The organism is Paraburkholderia sp., assembly GCF_050742655.1.
GTDB lineage: Bacteria > Pseudomonadota > Gammaproteobacteria > Burkholderiales > Burkholderiaceae > Paraburkholderia.
The window spans coordinates 89,642-103,107 of the sequence record NZ_JBOIGG010000004.1 but is presented as its reverse complement, the minus strand read 5'-3'; the positions used below and the strand labels follow the sequence as shown (position 1 = coordinate 103,107).

14 protein-coding genes, 1 other RNA gene and 1 riboswitch are annotated in these 13,466 nt (G+C 66.5%); of the genes, 8 read left to right on the top strand and 7 right to left on the bottom strand.

The features are described 5' to 3' along the window. The first annotated feature begins 1 nt into the window (after nt 1). The 3 genes from cbiB to ACREXZ_RS07675 are packed head-to-tail and all read left to right on the top strand — an operon-like array spanning nt 2 to nt 2,964. On the top strand, nt 2–937 hold the full coding sequence (cbiB, locus tag ACREXZ_RS07685) for an adenosylcobinamide-phosphate synthase CbiB (protein WP_431763679.1): 936 nt from the start codon (nt 2–4) through the stop codon (nt 935–937). 4 nt (nt 938–941) lie between these two features. Further along, nucleotides 942–1,988: a threonine-phosphate decarboxylase CobD gene (cobD, locus tag ACREXZ_RS07680; RefSeq protein ID WP_431763454.1), complete on the top strand. Its 1,047-nt coding sequence runs from the start codon at nt 942–944 to the stop codon at nt 1,986–1,988. Nucleotides 1,989–2,022: 34 nt separating this feature from the next. Beyond that, complete coding sequence (locus ACREXZ_RS07675; protein WP_431763453.1) at nt 2,023–2,964, top strand: cobalamin-binding protein; 942 nt, start codon at nt 2,023–2,025, stop codon at nt 2,962–2,964. A gap of 9 nt (nt 2,965–2,973) precedes the next feature. On the opposite strand, the gene cobC is transcribed toward ACREXZ_RS07675, so the two are convergent. Genes cobC through ACREXZ_RS07645 form a run of 6 tightly spaced genes read right to left on the bottom strand, consistent with a single transcriptional unit; the run spans nt 2,974 to nt 9,277 of the window. After that, nucleotides 2,974–3,573 carry an alpha-ribazole phosphatase gene (gene cobC / locus ACREXZ_RS07670; protein WP_431763452.1) on the bottom strand — a complete coding sequence of 200 codons (600 nt, stop codon included), beginning with the start codon at nt 3,571–3,573 and terminating at the stop codon, nt 2,974–2,976. Next, nucleotides 3,558–4,316 carry an adenosylcobinamide-GDP ribazoletransferase gene (locus ACREXZ_RS07665; protein ID WP_431763451.1) on the bottom strand — a complete coding sequence of 253 codons (759 nt, stop codon included), beginning with the start codon at nt 4,314–4,316 and terminating at the stop codon, nt 3,558–3,560. Before ACREXZ_RS07665 ends, cobC begins: the two co-directional genes overlap by 16 nt. 7 nt (nt 4,317–4,323) lie before the next feature. Beyond that, the gene (gene cobT, locus ACREXZ_RS07660; protein WP_431763450.1) at nt 4,324–5,379 is read right to left on the bottom strand and encodes a nicotinate-nucleotide--dimethylbenzimidazole phosphoribosyltransferase; all 1,056 of its coding nucleotides are present in this window, start codon (nt 5,377–5,379) and stop codon (nt 4,324–4,326) included. Further along, nucleotides 5,376–6,233, bottom strand: a complete 858-nt coding sequence (locus ACREXZ_RS07655; protein WP_431763449.1) for an ABC transporter ATP-binding protein — start codon at nt 6,231–6,233, stop codon at nt 5,376–5,378. The genes cobT and ACREXZ_RS07655 overlap by 4 nt, the downstream gene beginning before the upstream one ends. Then, the gene (locus tag ACREXZ_RS07650) at nt 6,230–7,279 is read right to left on the bottom strand and encodes a FecCD family ABC transporter permease (protein WP_431763448.1); all 1,050 of its coding nucleotides are present in this window, start codon (nt 7,277–7,279) and stop codon (nt 6,230–6,232) included. The genes ACREXZ_RS07655 and ACREXZ_RS07650 overlap by 4 nt, the downstream gene beginning before the upstream one ends. Nucleotides 7,280–7,324: 45 nt before the next feature. After that, a complete protein-coding gene (locus tag ACREXZ_RS07645; protein ID WP_431763447.1) occupies nt 7,325–9,277 on the bottom strand; it encodes a TonB-dependent receptor plug domain-containing protein in 1,953 nt (650 codons plus the stop codon). Between the two features lie 105 nt (nt 9,278–9,382). Then, nucleotides 9,383–9,664, bottom strand: a riboswitch (cobalamin riboswitch). Nucleotides 9,665–9,875: 211 nt separating this feature from the next. Between ACREXZ_RS07645 and ACREXZ_RS07640 the strand changes: the two genes are divergently transcribed. From ACREXZ_RS07640 to ACREXZ_RS07620, 5 genes are all read left to right on the top strand, one after another. Beyond that, the gene (locus ACREXZ_RS07640; protein WP_431763446.1) at nt 9,876–10,235 is read left to right on the top strand and encodes an ATPase; all 360 of its coding nucleotides are present in this window, start codon (nt 9,876–9,878) and stop codon (nt 10,233–10,235) included. After that, complete coding sequence (locus ACREXZ_RS07635) at nt 10,232–10,546, top strand: cell division protein ZapA (RefSeq protein WP_431763445.1); 315 nt, start codon at nt 10,232–10,234, stop codon at nt 10,544–10,546. The genes ACREXZ_RS07640 and ACREXZ_RS07635 overlap by 4 nt, the downstream gene beginning before the upstream one ends. Before the next feature lie 103 nt (nt 10,547–10,649). After that, nucleotides 10,650–10,831, top strand: a non-coding RNA gene (gene ssrS, locus ACREXZ_RS07630) — 6S RNA. An 83-nt stretch (nt 10,832–10,914) separates the two neighbouring features. After that, nucleotides 10,915–11,373 (top strand): EVE domain-containing protein, encoded by a 459-nt coding sequence (locus ACREXZ_RS07625; RefSeq protein WP_431763444.1) that lies wholly within the window; start codon nt 10,915–10,917, stop codon nt 11,371–11,373. Nucleotides 11,374–11,629: 256 nt separating this feature from the next. After that, on the top strand, nt 11,630–12,361 hold the full coding sequence (locus ACREXZ_RS07620) for an SIMPL domain-containing protein (protein WP_431763443.1): 732 nt from the start codon (nt 11,630–11,632) through the stop codon (nt 12,359–12,361). Between the two features lie 109 nt (nt 12,362–12,470). On the opposite strand, the gene lgt is transcribed toward ACREXZ_RS07620, so the two are convergent. Next, nucleotides 12,471–13,376, bottom strand: coding sequence for a prolipoprotein diacylglyceryl transferase (gene lgt / locus ACREXZ_RS07615; RefSeq protein WP_431763442.1), 906 nt, complete (start codon nt 13,374–13,376; stop codon nt 12,471–12,473). Nucleotides 13,377–13,466: the final 90 nt, after the last annotated feature.

The following is a 13,466-nucleotide window of genomic DNA, read 5'->3' as shown; positions in this document are numbered from 1 at the left end:
GATGCTGTCGCTACCGTTCGTCGCCGGGCTCGCCACGCTGTCGGTCGCCGTCGACCGCTGGGCCGGCGAGCCGCGCACGCGTCATCCGCTCGTCGCCTTCGGCACGCTCGCCACGCGACTCGAAGCGCGTCTGAACACCGGCCGGCGCGGCCGATTGATGGGACTCGCCGGCTGGCTGCTCGCGGTCGCGCCGCCGGTCGCCATTGCTGCGTGGCTCGTCGCCGTGCTGCCGCTGCCGCTCGCGTGCGCGGTGCACGTCGCGCTGCTGTGGTTCGCGCTCGGCGCGCGCAGCCTGCACGATCACATTGCACCGATCGGCGCGGCGCTCGCACGGCACGATCTCGCGGAAGCACGCGCGTTGACGTCGCGGATCGTCTCGCGCGAAACCGCACATGCGGACGAAGCGGCGCTCGCACGCGCCGCGGTCGAGTCCGCGCTCGAGAACGGCAACGACGCGATCTTCGGCGCGCTCTTCTGGTTCGCGATCGCGGGTGGCCCGGGCGCGCTCGCATTCCGGCTCGCGAACACGCTCGACGCGATGTGGGGCTACCGCACGCCGCGCTATCTGCGCTTCGGCTGGGCCGCGGCGCGCATCGACGACGTGCTCAACTGGATTCCCGCGCGCCTCACCGCGACGAGCTACGCACTGCTCGGCGACACGCGCACCGCATGGCAATGCTGGCGCGACCAGGCGCATCGCTGGGACAGCCCGAACGCGGGCCCGGTGATGGCCGCGGGCGCGGGCAGCCTGAACGTGCGGATCGGTGGCGCAGCGGTCTATCACGGCGCGCTCGAACAACGCCCGACGCTCGGCGCAGGCGAGCCCGCCGCTGCACGGCACGTGCCGGCCGCATTGCATCTGGTGGAGCGCGCGGTCACGCTGTGGCTCACCGTGCTGATCGCGCTCGCGCTGCTGAGCGTACCGTTTCATGGATAGCGGGATGGATGTTGAATCGACCGATCTGACCGCCCCGCGCCATGGCGGCAACCTGCATGAAGCAGCACGCACGTACGGTATTCCGTACGACGCGTGGCTCGATCTGTCGACCGGCATCAATCCGCACGGCTATCCGGTGCCGCCTGTGCCACCCGACGCGTGGCGCCGTCTGCCCGACGACGGTGACGGCTTCGCTGAATGCGCAGCCGCGTACTACGGTGTGCCCGATCCGGCCTGCGTGCTGCCGGTTGCGGGCAGCCAGGCGGCCATCCGCGCACTGCCGACGCTGCTGCGGCCCGCGACGGTCGGCATCGCGCCGCTCACGTACAGCGAATACGCGCCGGCGTTCGTGCGCGCCGGGCATCGCGTGGCCGCGCTCGACGTCGCCGACGACACGCTGCCCGATGCGCTCACGCATGTCGTCGTGGTCAATCCGAATAATCCGACTGCTGTGCGTGTCGACAGAGACCGGCTGTTGCGCTGGCATGCGCAACTCGCTGCGCGCGGTGGGACGCTGATCGTCGATGAAGCGTTTGCGGATGCGTATGCGTATGTCGACGCATCATCGCTTGCGGCACATGCCAGCACACCCGGCCTCGTCGTGTTGCGCTCGCCGGGCAAGTTCTTCGGACTAGCCGGCGTGCGCGCGGGCTTCGTGCTCGGCGCGCCGACGTTGCTGCACTCGCTGAGCGACATGCTGGGCGCGTGGACCGTCGGTGGGCCGGCACGTCATGCGGTTGCCGCCGCATTCGCCGATCGCGCGTGGCAACAGCGAATGCGCGCCCAGCTCGCCGACGATAGCGCCCGGCTCGTGCGGTTGCTGCACGAGCCGCGTCTCTCACCGCACGCGACGCCGCTCTTCGCATGGACCGCCGATCCTCGCACGCCTGCGCTGCATCGCGCGCTCGCGCAACGCGGCATCTGGACGCGGTTGTTCGCGCAGCCGGCCAGCGTGCGCTTCGGCCTGCCCGCGACGGACGCCGAATGGCAGCGCTTCGAACGCGCACTGCGCGAGAGCGTCGATGCGATCGATACGCTGCATGGTCGCTAATCCAGTCGTACACCGACCTACCTTCGTTGATCCGATGATGCGTTCTCTTCGTTTCGTTGCCCGCTGCGCGCGTCGGCACACCATCGCCGCCCTCACCTGCACCGCGCTCATCACCGCAGCCCAGGCCGCCCCGATCACCGTCACCGACGACACCGGCGCCACCGTCACGCTCGACGCCCCCGCTCAACGCGTGATCAGCCTCGCGCCGCACGTGACCGAACTGCTATACGCGGCGGGCGGCGGGTCGAAGCTGGTCGGCGCGGTCGCGTACAGCGACTACCCGCCCGAGGCGCAGCAGGTGCCGCGAGTCGGCGACAACAAGGCGCTCGATCTCGAACGCATCGTCGCGTTGAAGCCGGACCTGATCGTCGTGTGGCGGCATGGCAATGCGCAGCGTCAGCTGGAGCGGTTGCGCGAACTGCACATCCCGCTCTACTTCAGCGAGCCGCGACATCTCGATGACATCGCCGTCACGCTGACGAAGCTCGGTCGTCTGCTCGACACGTCGCAAACCGCCAATGCCGCCGCCGATGCATTCCGCCGCGACATCGCGACGCTGCGCGCACGCTATGCGACGCGACCGCCGGTCGGCGTGTTCTATCAGGTATGGGACAAGCCGCTGATGACGCTCAACGGCACGCACATGATCAGCGACGTGATCGCGCTGTGCGGCGGCCGCAACGTGTTCGCGCAACTCGAACCGCTCGTGCCGACGGTATCGACTGAAGCGGTGCTGGCCGCGAACCCCGAAGCGATCGTCACCGCGTCGCCCGGCGCGACCGCGCCCGACCGGCCGCTGCCGCAACTCGATACGTGGCGGGCATGGCCCGCGCTGACCGCCGTAGCACGCGGCAACCTGTTCGCGATCGATGGCGATCTGATCAACCGGCCTGCGCCGCGCATCGCGCAAGGTGCCGCGCAATTGTGCGAAGACCTCGAGACTGCGCGTTCGCGACGGCCTGCGAACACACCTTGACCAAGCGCTTTATGCGTTCCAGCGCACGAGCGTCCAGCGTCCATTCGCGTCATCGCGACGCAGCCATGCGAGCGCGGCCAGATCGAGCGCCCAGTTCACGCAGTGCTCGACCGGCAGACCGAGCGCCAGTGCCGCGACCACGCGCATCACGCCCGCATGCGTGACGACGCACATCGGCGTTTGCTCGAACGACATGGCCTCGATGCAAACGTCGTCGAGCCATGACTGCACGCGCGCTGTGAACTGCGCGACGCTCTCGCCGCCGTGCGGCCGAGCGTGCGTGAGATCTGCCGCCCATGCGTCAAGCTGCGCACGCTCGATCGCGTCCCAGCGCTGCATCTCCCACGCGCCGAAATCCATCTCCGCGAGTCGCGGGTCGCTGCGGCACGCTGCGCCGATGTTCGCCGCCCACGTGTGAGCCACCGATTCGCAGCGCGACAGCGGGCTCGTCAACACGATGCGCGGCGAGTCCACACGCCACGCCGTGAGACGCTGCGCGAGCGCGGCGGCCCCATCGGTTGCAGTGCCGGCGAGCGGCACGTTGCTGCGGCCATAGCACACGCCCGCGTCGACGGCGACGGCCGGATGGCGGATCAGGATGAGATCCACGCGAGCCCTGTGAGATAGATCGCCAGTTCGAATATCTGCTGCGCGAAGCCGAGGCAGTCGCCGGTATAGCCACCGATGCGGCGCACGAAATAGCGGCCAAGCACGACGCGCAGCACGACCAGCACGATCAGTGTCGCGAGACCCGCGCGCCAATCAAGCCACAGCAGCCACGGCACGCCGAACACCACCGCGCACACGAACGCCCCCGCGCTCATCCGCTGCGCGACCGGCTTCGCCTTGCCTTCAGCGCGCACGTAGTCGAGCGTCGTCAGATAGCTGATCGCGAACGTGCGGCTCATCGCATGTGCGGCGATCATCAGCCATGCGGCACGCGCGGGCGGCAGCGCGGCGAGTGTCTGCCACTTCAGCGCAAGCGCAATGACAAGCGCAATCGCACCAAATGCACCGATGCGCGAGTCGTGCATGATCCGCAGCACGTCGTCGCGCGTGTAGCCACCGCCGAATGCGTCGCAGCAGTCGGCAAGACCGTCTTCGTGGAATGCGCCGGTGACGGCGAGTGTCGCGGCCATCGACAGCAGCACCGCGACGCCCGGAGGAAACACCCGCAGCGCCGCAAGATAAACGATGGCGCCGAGCGCACCGACCATCGCGCCGACGAGCGGAAAATAGCGCGCCGCCGCGTTCAGGTAATGCGGCTCGTAACCGACCCAGCGCGGCACCGGCACACGCGTGAAATAGCCGAGTGCGGTGAAGAAGTAGCGCAGTTCGGTCAACGGGCTCATCGTGGCTTCATGCTTGCCTGTTCGCGACGCCGGCCGATTCGAAGCTCGCCATCTCGTTGACGAACCCGACTGCCGCGCGCAGCAGCGGCACCGCGAGCGCGGCGCCAGTCCCTTCGCCGAGCCGCATGTCGAGCGCGAGCAGCGGAATCGCGCCGAAGTGATCGAGCATCCGGCGGTGCCCCGCCTCGTTCGACGCGTGCGCAAACACGCAGTACTCGCGCACACCGGGCGCGAGCGCATCGGCGACGAGCAGCGCGGCGGTCGCGATAAAGCCGTCGACCAGCACGACCATCCGCGCTTCGGCGGCAGCGATATATGCGCCGGTCATCATCGCGATCTCGAAGCCGCCGAACGTCGCGAGCACGTCGAGCGGGCTCACCGCGTCCGGATGTCGCGCGAGCGCCGACGCGAGCACGTTGCGCTTCTTCGCGAGGCCCGCGTTGTCGAGGCCGGTGCCGCGGCCCACGCATTCGTCGATCGGTACGCCGCACAGCCGGCTCATCATGCACGCGGCCGCCGACGTGTTCGCGATGCCCATCTCGCCGAAGCCGATCACGTTCGTGCCGAGCGCCGCGTGATGACGTACCCGCTCGATGCCCGCCTGAATCGCGGCGAGCGTTTCGTCGTGGGTCATCGCGGGCTCATGCGCGAAGTTGCGCGTGCCGCTCGCGATCGGGATGTCGACGAGCCCGGTCGTGTCAGCGAGCGGCGTCGCGATACCGGCGTTGACGATTTCAAGCGTCAGGTCCGCGACGCGGCTGAACGCATTGATCGCCGCGCCGCCCGCGAGAAAGTTCGCGACCATCTGCATGGTCACGGCCTGCGGGTACGGACTCACGCCCTCGGCCGCGATGCCGTGGTCGCCGGCGAACACGATCATCGCCGCGCGTTGCACCGTCGGGTGCGTGGTGTTCTGGATCAGACCGACCTGGCGCGCGAGCGTCTCGAGTCGGCCAAGGCTGCCGGGCGGCTTGGTCTTGTTGTCGATCAGATGTTGCAGATCGGCGCGCAGCGACGGATCGAGCGGCGCGATAGAAGGCAAAGCGAAAGGCGAATGGGTCATTGTTGTTGTCTGGATGAAAGCGAGGGTGCAGCCTCTGTCGAATGACGAGACTGTAGCGCGGGAATCAGTGCTTCGTGCTCGCCTTCGCGAATCAGGATCAGCGGATAGCCGAACGCGCGGCTCGCGAGTTCCGGTGTCAGCACGTCGCGCGCGGCGCCGGCATGCGCGCCGCCGCGGCCGTCTAGCAGCAGCGCGTGAGTCGCGAAACGGCGTCCGAGGTTCAGGTCGTGGCACGAGAACACGACCGTGCGCGCGAACTCGCGTGCCCATGCGGTCAGCGCATCGAGGCATTCGATCTGGTGATGCAGGTCCAGATGCGACAGCGGTTCGTCGAGCAGCAGCAACGGCGTCGCCTGGCACAGCACCGCGGCAAGCGCGACGCGCTGCCGTTCGCCCCCGGACAGCGACAGCACGTCGCGGGCGGCGAACGCGTCGAGGCCGAGCGTCGCGAGCGCGCGCTGCGCGGCGTCGACGTCTTCCGGACGCTCCCAGCCCCAACCGGTCAGATGCGGAAAGCGGTTCAGCAGCACGACGTCGAGGACGCTCGCGCTGAACGCATCGTGCACGCTCTGCGGCATCAGCGCGCGTCGCTGCGCAAGCGCCGCTGCGGGCCAGCGCGCGAGCGTCGTGCCGTCGAGTTCGACATCGCCCGCGGCGGGCCGCGCGAGCCCGGCGAGTACCGAGATCAATGTCGTTTTGCCCGCGCCGTTCGGTCCGGCGACGCACCATACCTCGCCGGGACCGAAGGTCTGTGTGAAGCCGTCGAGCAGCACGCGATCGCCGACGCGCAGCGTGAGCGCGCGGGTCGTCAGCGATGCGGCCGACACGCCAGGTGAGATCGAAGCGCGCGTCATCGCGACCGCCTGTGCAGCAGCATCCACAGAAACATAGGCACGCCGGCGAGCGCAGTGATCACGCCGACCGGCAATTGCGCGGGCGCGATCACGGTACGCGCGACGAGGTCGGCGGCCATCACCGCGACGCCGCCGCCGAGCGCCGCGGCGGGCAGCAGCATCCGCTGGTCGTTGCCGAACGCGAGCCGCACCATGTGCGGCACGACGAGGCCGACGAAGCCGATCGTGCCGCCGGTCGTCACCGCGGCCGCAGCCGCCAGCGACGCGATCAGATAGATGCGCAGCCGCAGCGGCACGACTGCGACGCCCAGCGCTTGCGCTGCGGCATCGCCACGCAGCAGCACGTTCAGTTGCGGGGCGGCCGGCACGATCGCGAGTACGGTGACCGCTAGTGCCGCGAGCGCGGTCCACGGTATGCCGCCGCCGTTCAGATCACCGGTCAGCCAGAACAGCATGCCGCGCAGACGGCTTTCCGGCGCGACCGTGAGCAGCAGCGTGATCACCGCGCCCCAGCCGGTGGCGACCACCGCGCCCGTCAGCAGCAGACGTGGCGATGTGTCCTGGGGCCCTCCACGCCACAACTCGCGCCATAGCTCGCGACGCGCAAGCCCCAGCACGAGCAGGATCGACACGAACGCGCCAGCGAACGCACTCGCGTCGACGAGCCACCATGCGCAACCGGCGATCATCGCGACGAGCGCGAAACTCGCCGCGCCACCCGATACGCCGAGCACATACGGTTCCGCAAGCGGATTGCGCAGCAGCACCTGCAGCAATGCGCCGCCGAGCGCAAGCAACGCGCCGCACGAGAACCCGGCAAGCGCGCGCGGCAGACGCAGCGAGCGGACGATCTCGACGGCGAGATCGGCGGAGGCATCGTGGGTGGGCAGCAACGCGGCGAACACGCGCGCGGGCGGCACCGGCACGCTGCCGAGCGACAGCGACGCGACGAACACGAGCACGCCGAGCAACACGAGCGCGAGCCAGATCGCAGTGGCCCGCGGTGCGCTCATGCGCGGCAGATCCCGCGGTGCGACGCGATTCATCCGCGAGTCCTCACACGGAGGCGCAGCGAAGGTCGCAAGACGCGCTCACTGCTGCTGCCAGCCGACCGTGATGAAGGCGCTGCGTCGCGGCGTGTTGTACGTGTAGGCCGTTTCATAGTCCTTGTTGAAGAGGTTCTGGATCTGCGCGGCGACGTACCACGCCTTCGTGATGTTGTAGCGCGCGGACAGGTTCACGAGACCGTAGCCCGACAGCGGCGTGCCGCTGTCGTTGCTCATCCCGCTGACGATCCATTCGCCGCCGACGCGCCACGCGCCGAGTGACCGGTTCGCCGTGAACGAAGCGAAGTGGCGCGCGCGGCGCACGAGATCGGTGTCGGTGTCTTCGTCGACCGGATTCTGCACCGTGAACGACGCGCGCAGGTCGGTCTTGCCCACGTGTCCGCTCCACGAACCCTCGACGCCCTGCACCTTCGCCCGCCCGATGTTCTGCGCGACGTAGATGCCGGGGATCGTCTGCACGTAGTCGATCAGGTTCGAGTAGCGCGTCTGGAACGCGTTGACGCGGATCACGCCGAGCGCATCCGATGCGTATTGCAGCGCGGCCTCGACCGAATGGCTGCGCTCCGGATGGATCGACGGATTGCCGCTCAGCGGGAAATACAGGTCGTTGAAGGTCGGCGCGCGGAACGCATCGGACAGGCTCGCGGTGGCCTTCCAGTGCGCGTCGAAATCGTAGCCGTAGCCGAGATAGTAACTGTTCGCGCCGCCGAAATCGGAGTACTGGTCGCGCCGCAGGTTCGCCTGGATCTGACTCGCGCCGAAGCGCCCGGTGTAGCCGACAAAGCCCGAGTTCACGTGACGGTCCGGCGCCGCGTATTCGTCCGAATCGAGCGACTGGTCGAGATGCTCGTAGCCGAGCTGGATCTTCTGGTCGTGCCCGAGCGTGAAATCGTTCTGCCACGTGTACTGGCGGTTGTTCGTGTTGAAGCGGTCGGTGTAAGCGCCGTTCAACTCGTTCTGGCTGCGGTCGTTACCGGCTGCAACGACGAAGTGCGTGGTCCACCAGTCGGTCAGCTTGCCGTTCGCGAACGCGGACAACTGCTGGACCTTGCTGTACAGATTGTTGACGTCGGTCGGCAGGCCGTATGCGTTGTCGTAGCTGTCGTTGCCGTTCGACTGGAAGTAGCGCACGCCCGCGTCCCACTTGTCGTTGAAGCGGTGACGCAGCGACGCCGAGACGCTCTCATCGAGATAGCCGTTTGCGTTCGGATTCGCACCGGGCGCGAGCGCCGGATTCACCGACGAGAACCCATCGTCCTTCGAACGCGCAAGCGACACGCTGAACGTCGTGTTGCCGTCGCGATCGAGCGCGCCGTTCACGCCCGCCTGCTGTGTCTGCGTGTGATAGCTGCCATAGCCGACCGAGAAGTCGAAGCGCGGCGGATGGTTGTCACCGTTCTTCGTGAAGACCTGCACGACACCGCCGATCGCCCCCGATCCATACAGCGCCGACACGTTGCCGTTCACCACTTCAACGTGATCGATCTGGTCGAGCGGAAGCTGCGCCAGCTGCGCGTTGCCGAGACTCACCGAGTCGACGCGCACGCCGTCGATCAGCACCAGCGACTGCACCGACGACGCGCCGCGCAAAAACAGACTCGCCTGCGAACCGGGGCCGCCGTTGCGCACGATCTGCGCGCCGGGCGCGAGCTGCAGCAGGCCGGGCAGATCCTGCGCGGTCGTATCGGCGATGTCCTGGCGATCGAACAACGTGGTCTGCGGGATCGCATCGGCGAGCTTCTGCGGACCGCGTTCCGCGGTGACGACGATCGGCGACAGCGTATGCACGTCGGTGCTGGAAGGTGCGGTGGCCGCGGCGGAAGAGGAAGCTGAGGCAACAGAAGGCTGGCTATCGTTTGAAAGGCCTGAAGAGCTTGAAGGCGGCTCTTGCGGCGCGCTCTGCGCGAACGCGGCCAGCGGCGCATAAGCGAACGCGGCCAGCGCGGTCAGCGCCGTGCGGGCGATCGGGGTGGACATCGATATTTCCTGTGGTAGCGTGCGCGGCCCGCTCCCCGCAGGCCGTTGCGTAACAGGGAACGGCAACCGCCGGCCGATGCTCGCCGGCATCGTGCGCAAACAGGCGACGCTCCCCTCCCTCTGGCCGGTATCCGGGCTGGCGACACATCGACCCGCCTTCCCGCGCACGAAGCGCAGTGGCATGATGCACATCGAACGGCCGCGATATCTGATATCTGAGACGGCCGGGTGATATGCGCGAAGGGTCGACCTGCATGACGATGCGGTCGCTTACCGTTGCGGGGGCAGCACAGGTTGGCTCGGTCCGGCGGACTTCGCTCCCTGTTTCCCGTTTAACTGCGCGCAATATGAAAATCGCGCGCGGGCACCAAGAGTGCCGCAAGTGTAGCAGTGCACAATACGGCGTCAAGAAAGGGGGACCCCTGCTTCGCGGCAGGTGCGCGAGCCGCGTCGAACGCAGCGGGAAAACGCCTCGAAAATCGCAGTGGCAAGCGCTGGATATCCGCAAAAAGCGATGCTGTTACGTCTCGAAACGAGACAATTGTCGGAACGCCGCGCATTCCGCGCTAAAATGCCGTGTCTTTAGAGGACGCAGCACATGCTCACCGAACTCGAATCACTCTCACAGAATATTGGACGTCTGATTGCTCTCAGTCAGCGTCACTACGCGGCGCGCCAGGCGCTCGAAGAGCAGCTCACGCAAGCGCGTGCGGATTGCGAAGCGACGCGCGCCGAACTCGATCAGATGCGTGAAGAACGCAATGCGCTGCAGGCCGAACGCGATACGCTGTCGGCAAAGATCGACGACGCGCAGGTCCGGCTCAACGCGATTCTCGAGAAACTGCCGCGCGCGAAAGGCTCCTCCGAGCAGGACAATCAACTCGATCTGCTCGCGTCCGCGCAGCAGGAAGAAGACGATACCCGCAGCGATGCGGCCCGCCACGGAGAAAATGCATGACCACGAAGCAGATCGAAGTCTCGATTCTCGGCCAGTCCTATCGTCTCGCGTGCTCGCCGGAAACCGAAGCGGCACTGCTCGAAGCGGTCGCGCGGGTCGACGCGGAAATGTCGAAAATCCGCACGCACAGCAACGTGCGCGGCATGGACCGCATCGCCGTGATGGCTGCGTTGTCGCTCGCGTCCGAACTGCTTAAACTGCAGTCCAGCGTGCGTCACGGGGAGTCGTTTCCCGCTGAAGAAATCCGGCGTACAATGCAGCAAATGAACGATCAGCTGGACACGGTGATCAACCAGTACAGCGTGCAGTAAATGTTGTAGATAAAGGTCGTTCGGGCTGGTAGCATGAGTCCCAAGGTCTCTTGTTTCAAACGGTTTATACGAGTCGGTATGCAACACACCGGCTCTGTTGTCAGCTTCCCTGCCTGGTTTGCCAAGGTCATATATTCCTTGAACCAATGCCATGTGCACGGTTGTGGAAATTTGCAGCACGGGCGTGCGCGTCACTCTGTCTGATGTACCCGAAGTGTTGCTAACTGCGACCAATTCTGAACCCCCGGTTCAGGATGCCGGCCTAGCGGCTATGGCGGGGACCTATTCGAACGGCATCGGACAATCGTCCGGTGCCGTTTTTCTTTGAGCGGCGCTTTTCTTCACTCACCTTCGCGTTCATTCGATTCATGCGCTACTGGCTAATGAAGTCCGAACCGGACGAAGCAAGCATCGACGATCTCGCCAACGCCGCGCAACGTACGTTGCCGTGGACCGGCGTGCGCAACTATCAGGCACGCAATTTCATGCGCGACACGATGCAGGTCGGCGACGGCGTGCTGTTCTATCACTCGAGCTGTCCGGAGCCCGGCATCGCGGGGCTCGCCGAGGTCTCGTCGACGGCCTACCCCGACCCGACACAGTTCGATCCAAAGAGCCCGTACTACGATGCGAAATCGACGCACGAAACGCCGCGCTGGGTGCTCGTCGACGTCGTGTTCAAGAAGAAGTCCGCGCTGGTTCCGCTCGCCGCGCTGCGCGAGCATCCGGAACTCGCGCAGATGCGCGTGCTTGCAAAGGGCAACCGTCTGTCGATCACGCCGGTCACCAGCGACGAATGGCGCTTCATCGTCAAGCGGCTGATGTGACGTCGCGGGTAACGTCGCGCGTGACGTCGGATAGCACGGCGACGACCTGACTAAACAGTCTGAAACCGTCAGAAACAGTCAGGTAAAGGGAACCTGTCGGCATGAAAGCACGCCTAACTGGCTCGCAAGCGTCGTGCCATCCGGCGTGCAGGCCGTCTCGTCTTCCGCAACTTCATGACCTGCACGAAGGGCCACGCGGGCAACGCGCAGCGGCACGAGCCGCGCGCGCGATCCTGTTCACGGAAGGAGTCCCATAATGACCAGAAAAACCGCCATCGCATTCGCGCTCGCCATGGCTTCGGCCGCCCCGCTGATGCTGTCGCTCGCGCCTTCGGTCGCGCACGCACAGAGTGCGCCGTACCAGCCGGCCGGCGTGCTGTCGCTGAATGCGCAGGCCAGCACCGAAGTGCCGCAGGACGTGGTGAACATCACGCTGTTCTACGAGCAGGAAGCGGCCGACCCGTCGTCGCTGACCACCACGTTGAACCAGCGTGCCGATGCCGCACTGCAAAAGGCGAAGGGCGTGTCGAGCGTCACCGCGCGCACCGGCTCGTTCTCGATCAGCCCGTCGACCGATCGCAACGGCCACATTTCCGCATGGCGCGGCCGGACCGAGGTCGTGCTCGAATCGCACGACTTCACGGCCGCCTCGAAGCTCGCGGGTCAGATGGGCTCGATCATGCAGGTCGGCGACGTACAGTTCTCGCTGTCGCCGGAAGCGCAGCGCGCCGCCGCGCAGAAGCTCACCAGCGAAGCGATCGCATCGTTCCGCCAGCAGGCCGCCTCGTCCGCGCAGGCATTCGGCTACAGCGGCTATTCGATCCGCGAGGTCAACATCGGCCGCGACGGCATCATGCCGCACCCGCGGATGATGATGATGGCCGCGCCCGCCGCAGCCTTCAGTGCGAAGAGCGAGGCACCGGTGCCGCTGCAGGCGGGTACGTCGACGGTGACGGTCAACGTGTCGGGCTCGGTGCAGATGAAGTAACGCATTGCATTGCGTCGTGCCGTAGAGGCAACGCATGAAGAAAGCCCCTGCATTCGCGAGAATGCAGGGGCTTTTCAATCATGCCGGTGCTTCGGAAACGCGAAAACCGTCAGTTCGTGCGAACCGCCTGCGACGGCGCGGGGCCGCCACGTTTGTAGGCCCACACCAGCACCGCGATGCCCGCGACGATCATCGGCAGCGACAGCCACTGCCCCATCGACAGTCCGAGCGCAAGCAGCCCGAGGAAATCATCCGGCTCGCGTGCGAATTCGATCGTGAAGCGCGCGAGGCCGTAGCCGATCAGGAACACCGCCGAGATCGCGCCGACCGGCCGCGGCTTGCGCGAGAAGAACCACAGCACGAGAAACAGCGTGACGCCTTCGAGCGCGATCTCGTACAACTGCGACGGATGACGCGGCAGCATGTGATATTGCGCGAACACGTCGGCGAGATGCCACTGCGCAGCCTTGTCCGGATGCGCGGCGAGCCAGCCGGCGTCCTCGCTCGCGGCGCTCGGGAACAGCATCGCCCACGGCGCCGACGGGTCGGTCACACGGCCCCATAGCTCGCCGTTGATGAAGTTGCCGAGGCGCCCCGCGGCGAGCCCGGTGGGCACCATCGGTGCGACGAAATCGGTGACCTGCAGCCACGTGCGCCCGCGCTGGTGCGCGAACAGTATCATCGCGAACGTTACGCCGAGAAAGCCGCCGTGAAACGACATGCCGCCTTCCCACACCTTGAAAATGTCGAGCGGATGCGCGAAATACCAGCTCGCCTTGTAGAACAGCACGTAACCGAGCCGCCCGCCGAGTATCGTGCCGAGCACGCCGTAGAACATCATGTCGTCGATGTCCTTCGCGGTCCATCCCTGCGCCGCGACATAAGGAAGACGCAGGCGCAGGCGCCCCACGACGATTGCCGCGATGAACGCGACGAGGTACATCAGGCCGTACCAGCGTACGGCAAGCGGTCCCAGATGGATCGCGACGGGATTGAAATTCGGGTGAATGAGCATCGTGTGGTGAGGTTCGGGTTCTTCGGTGTGCTTCTATATGCTTTGATAAGGATCGGTAACAGCGGCCAGCCCGGATTGGACGCATGCCGC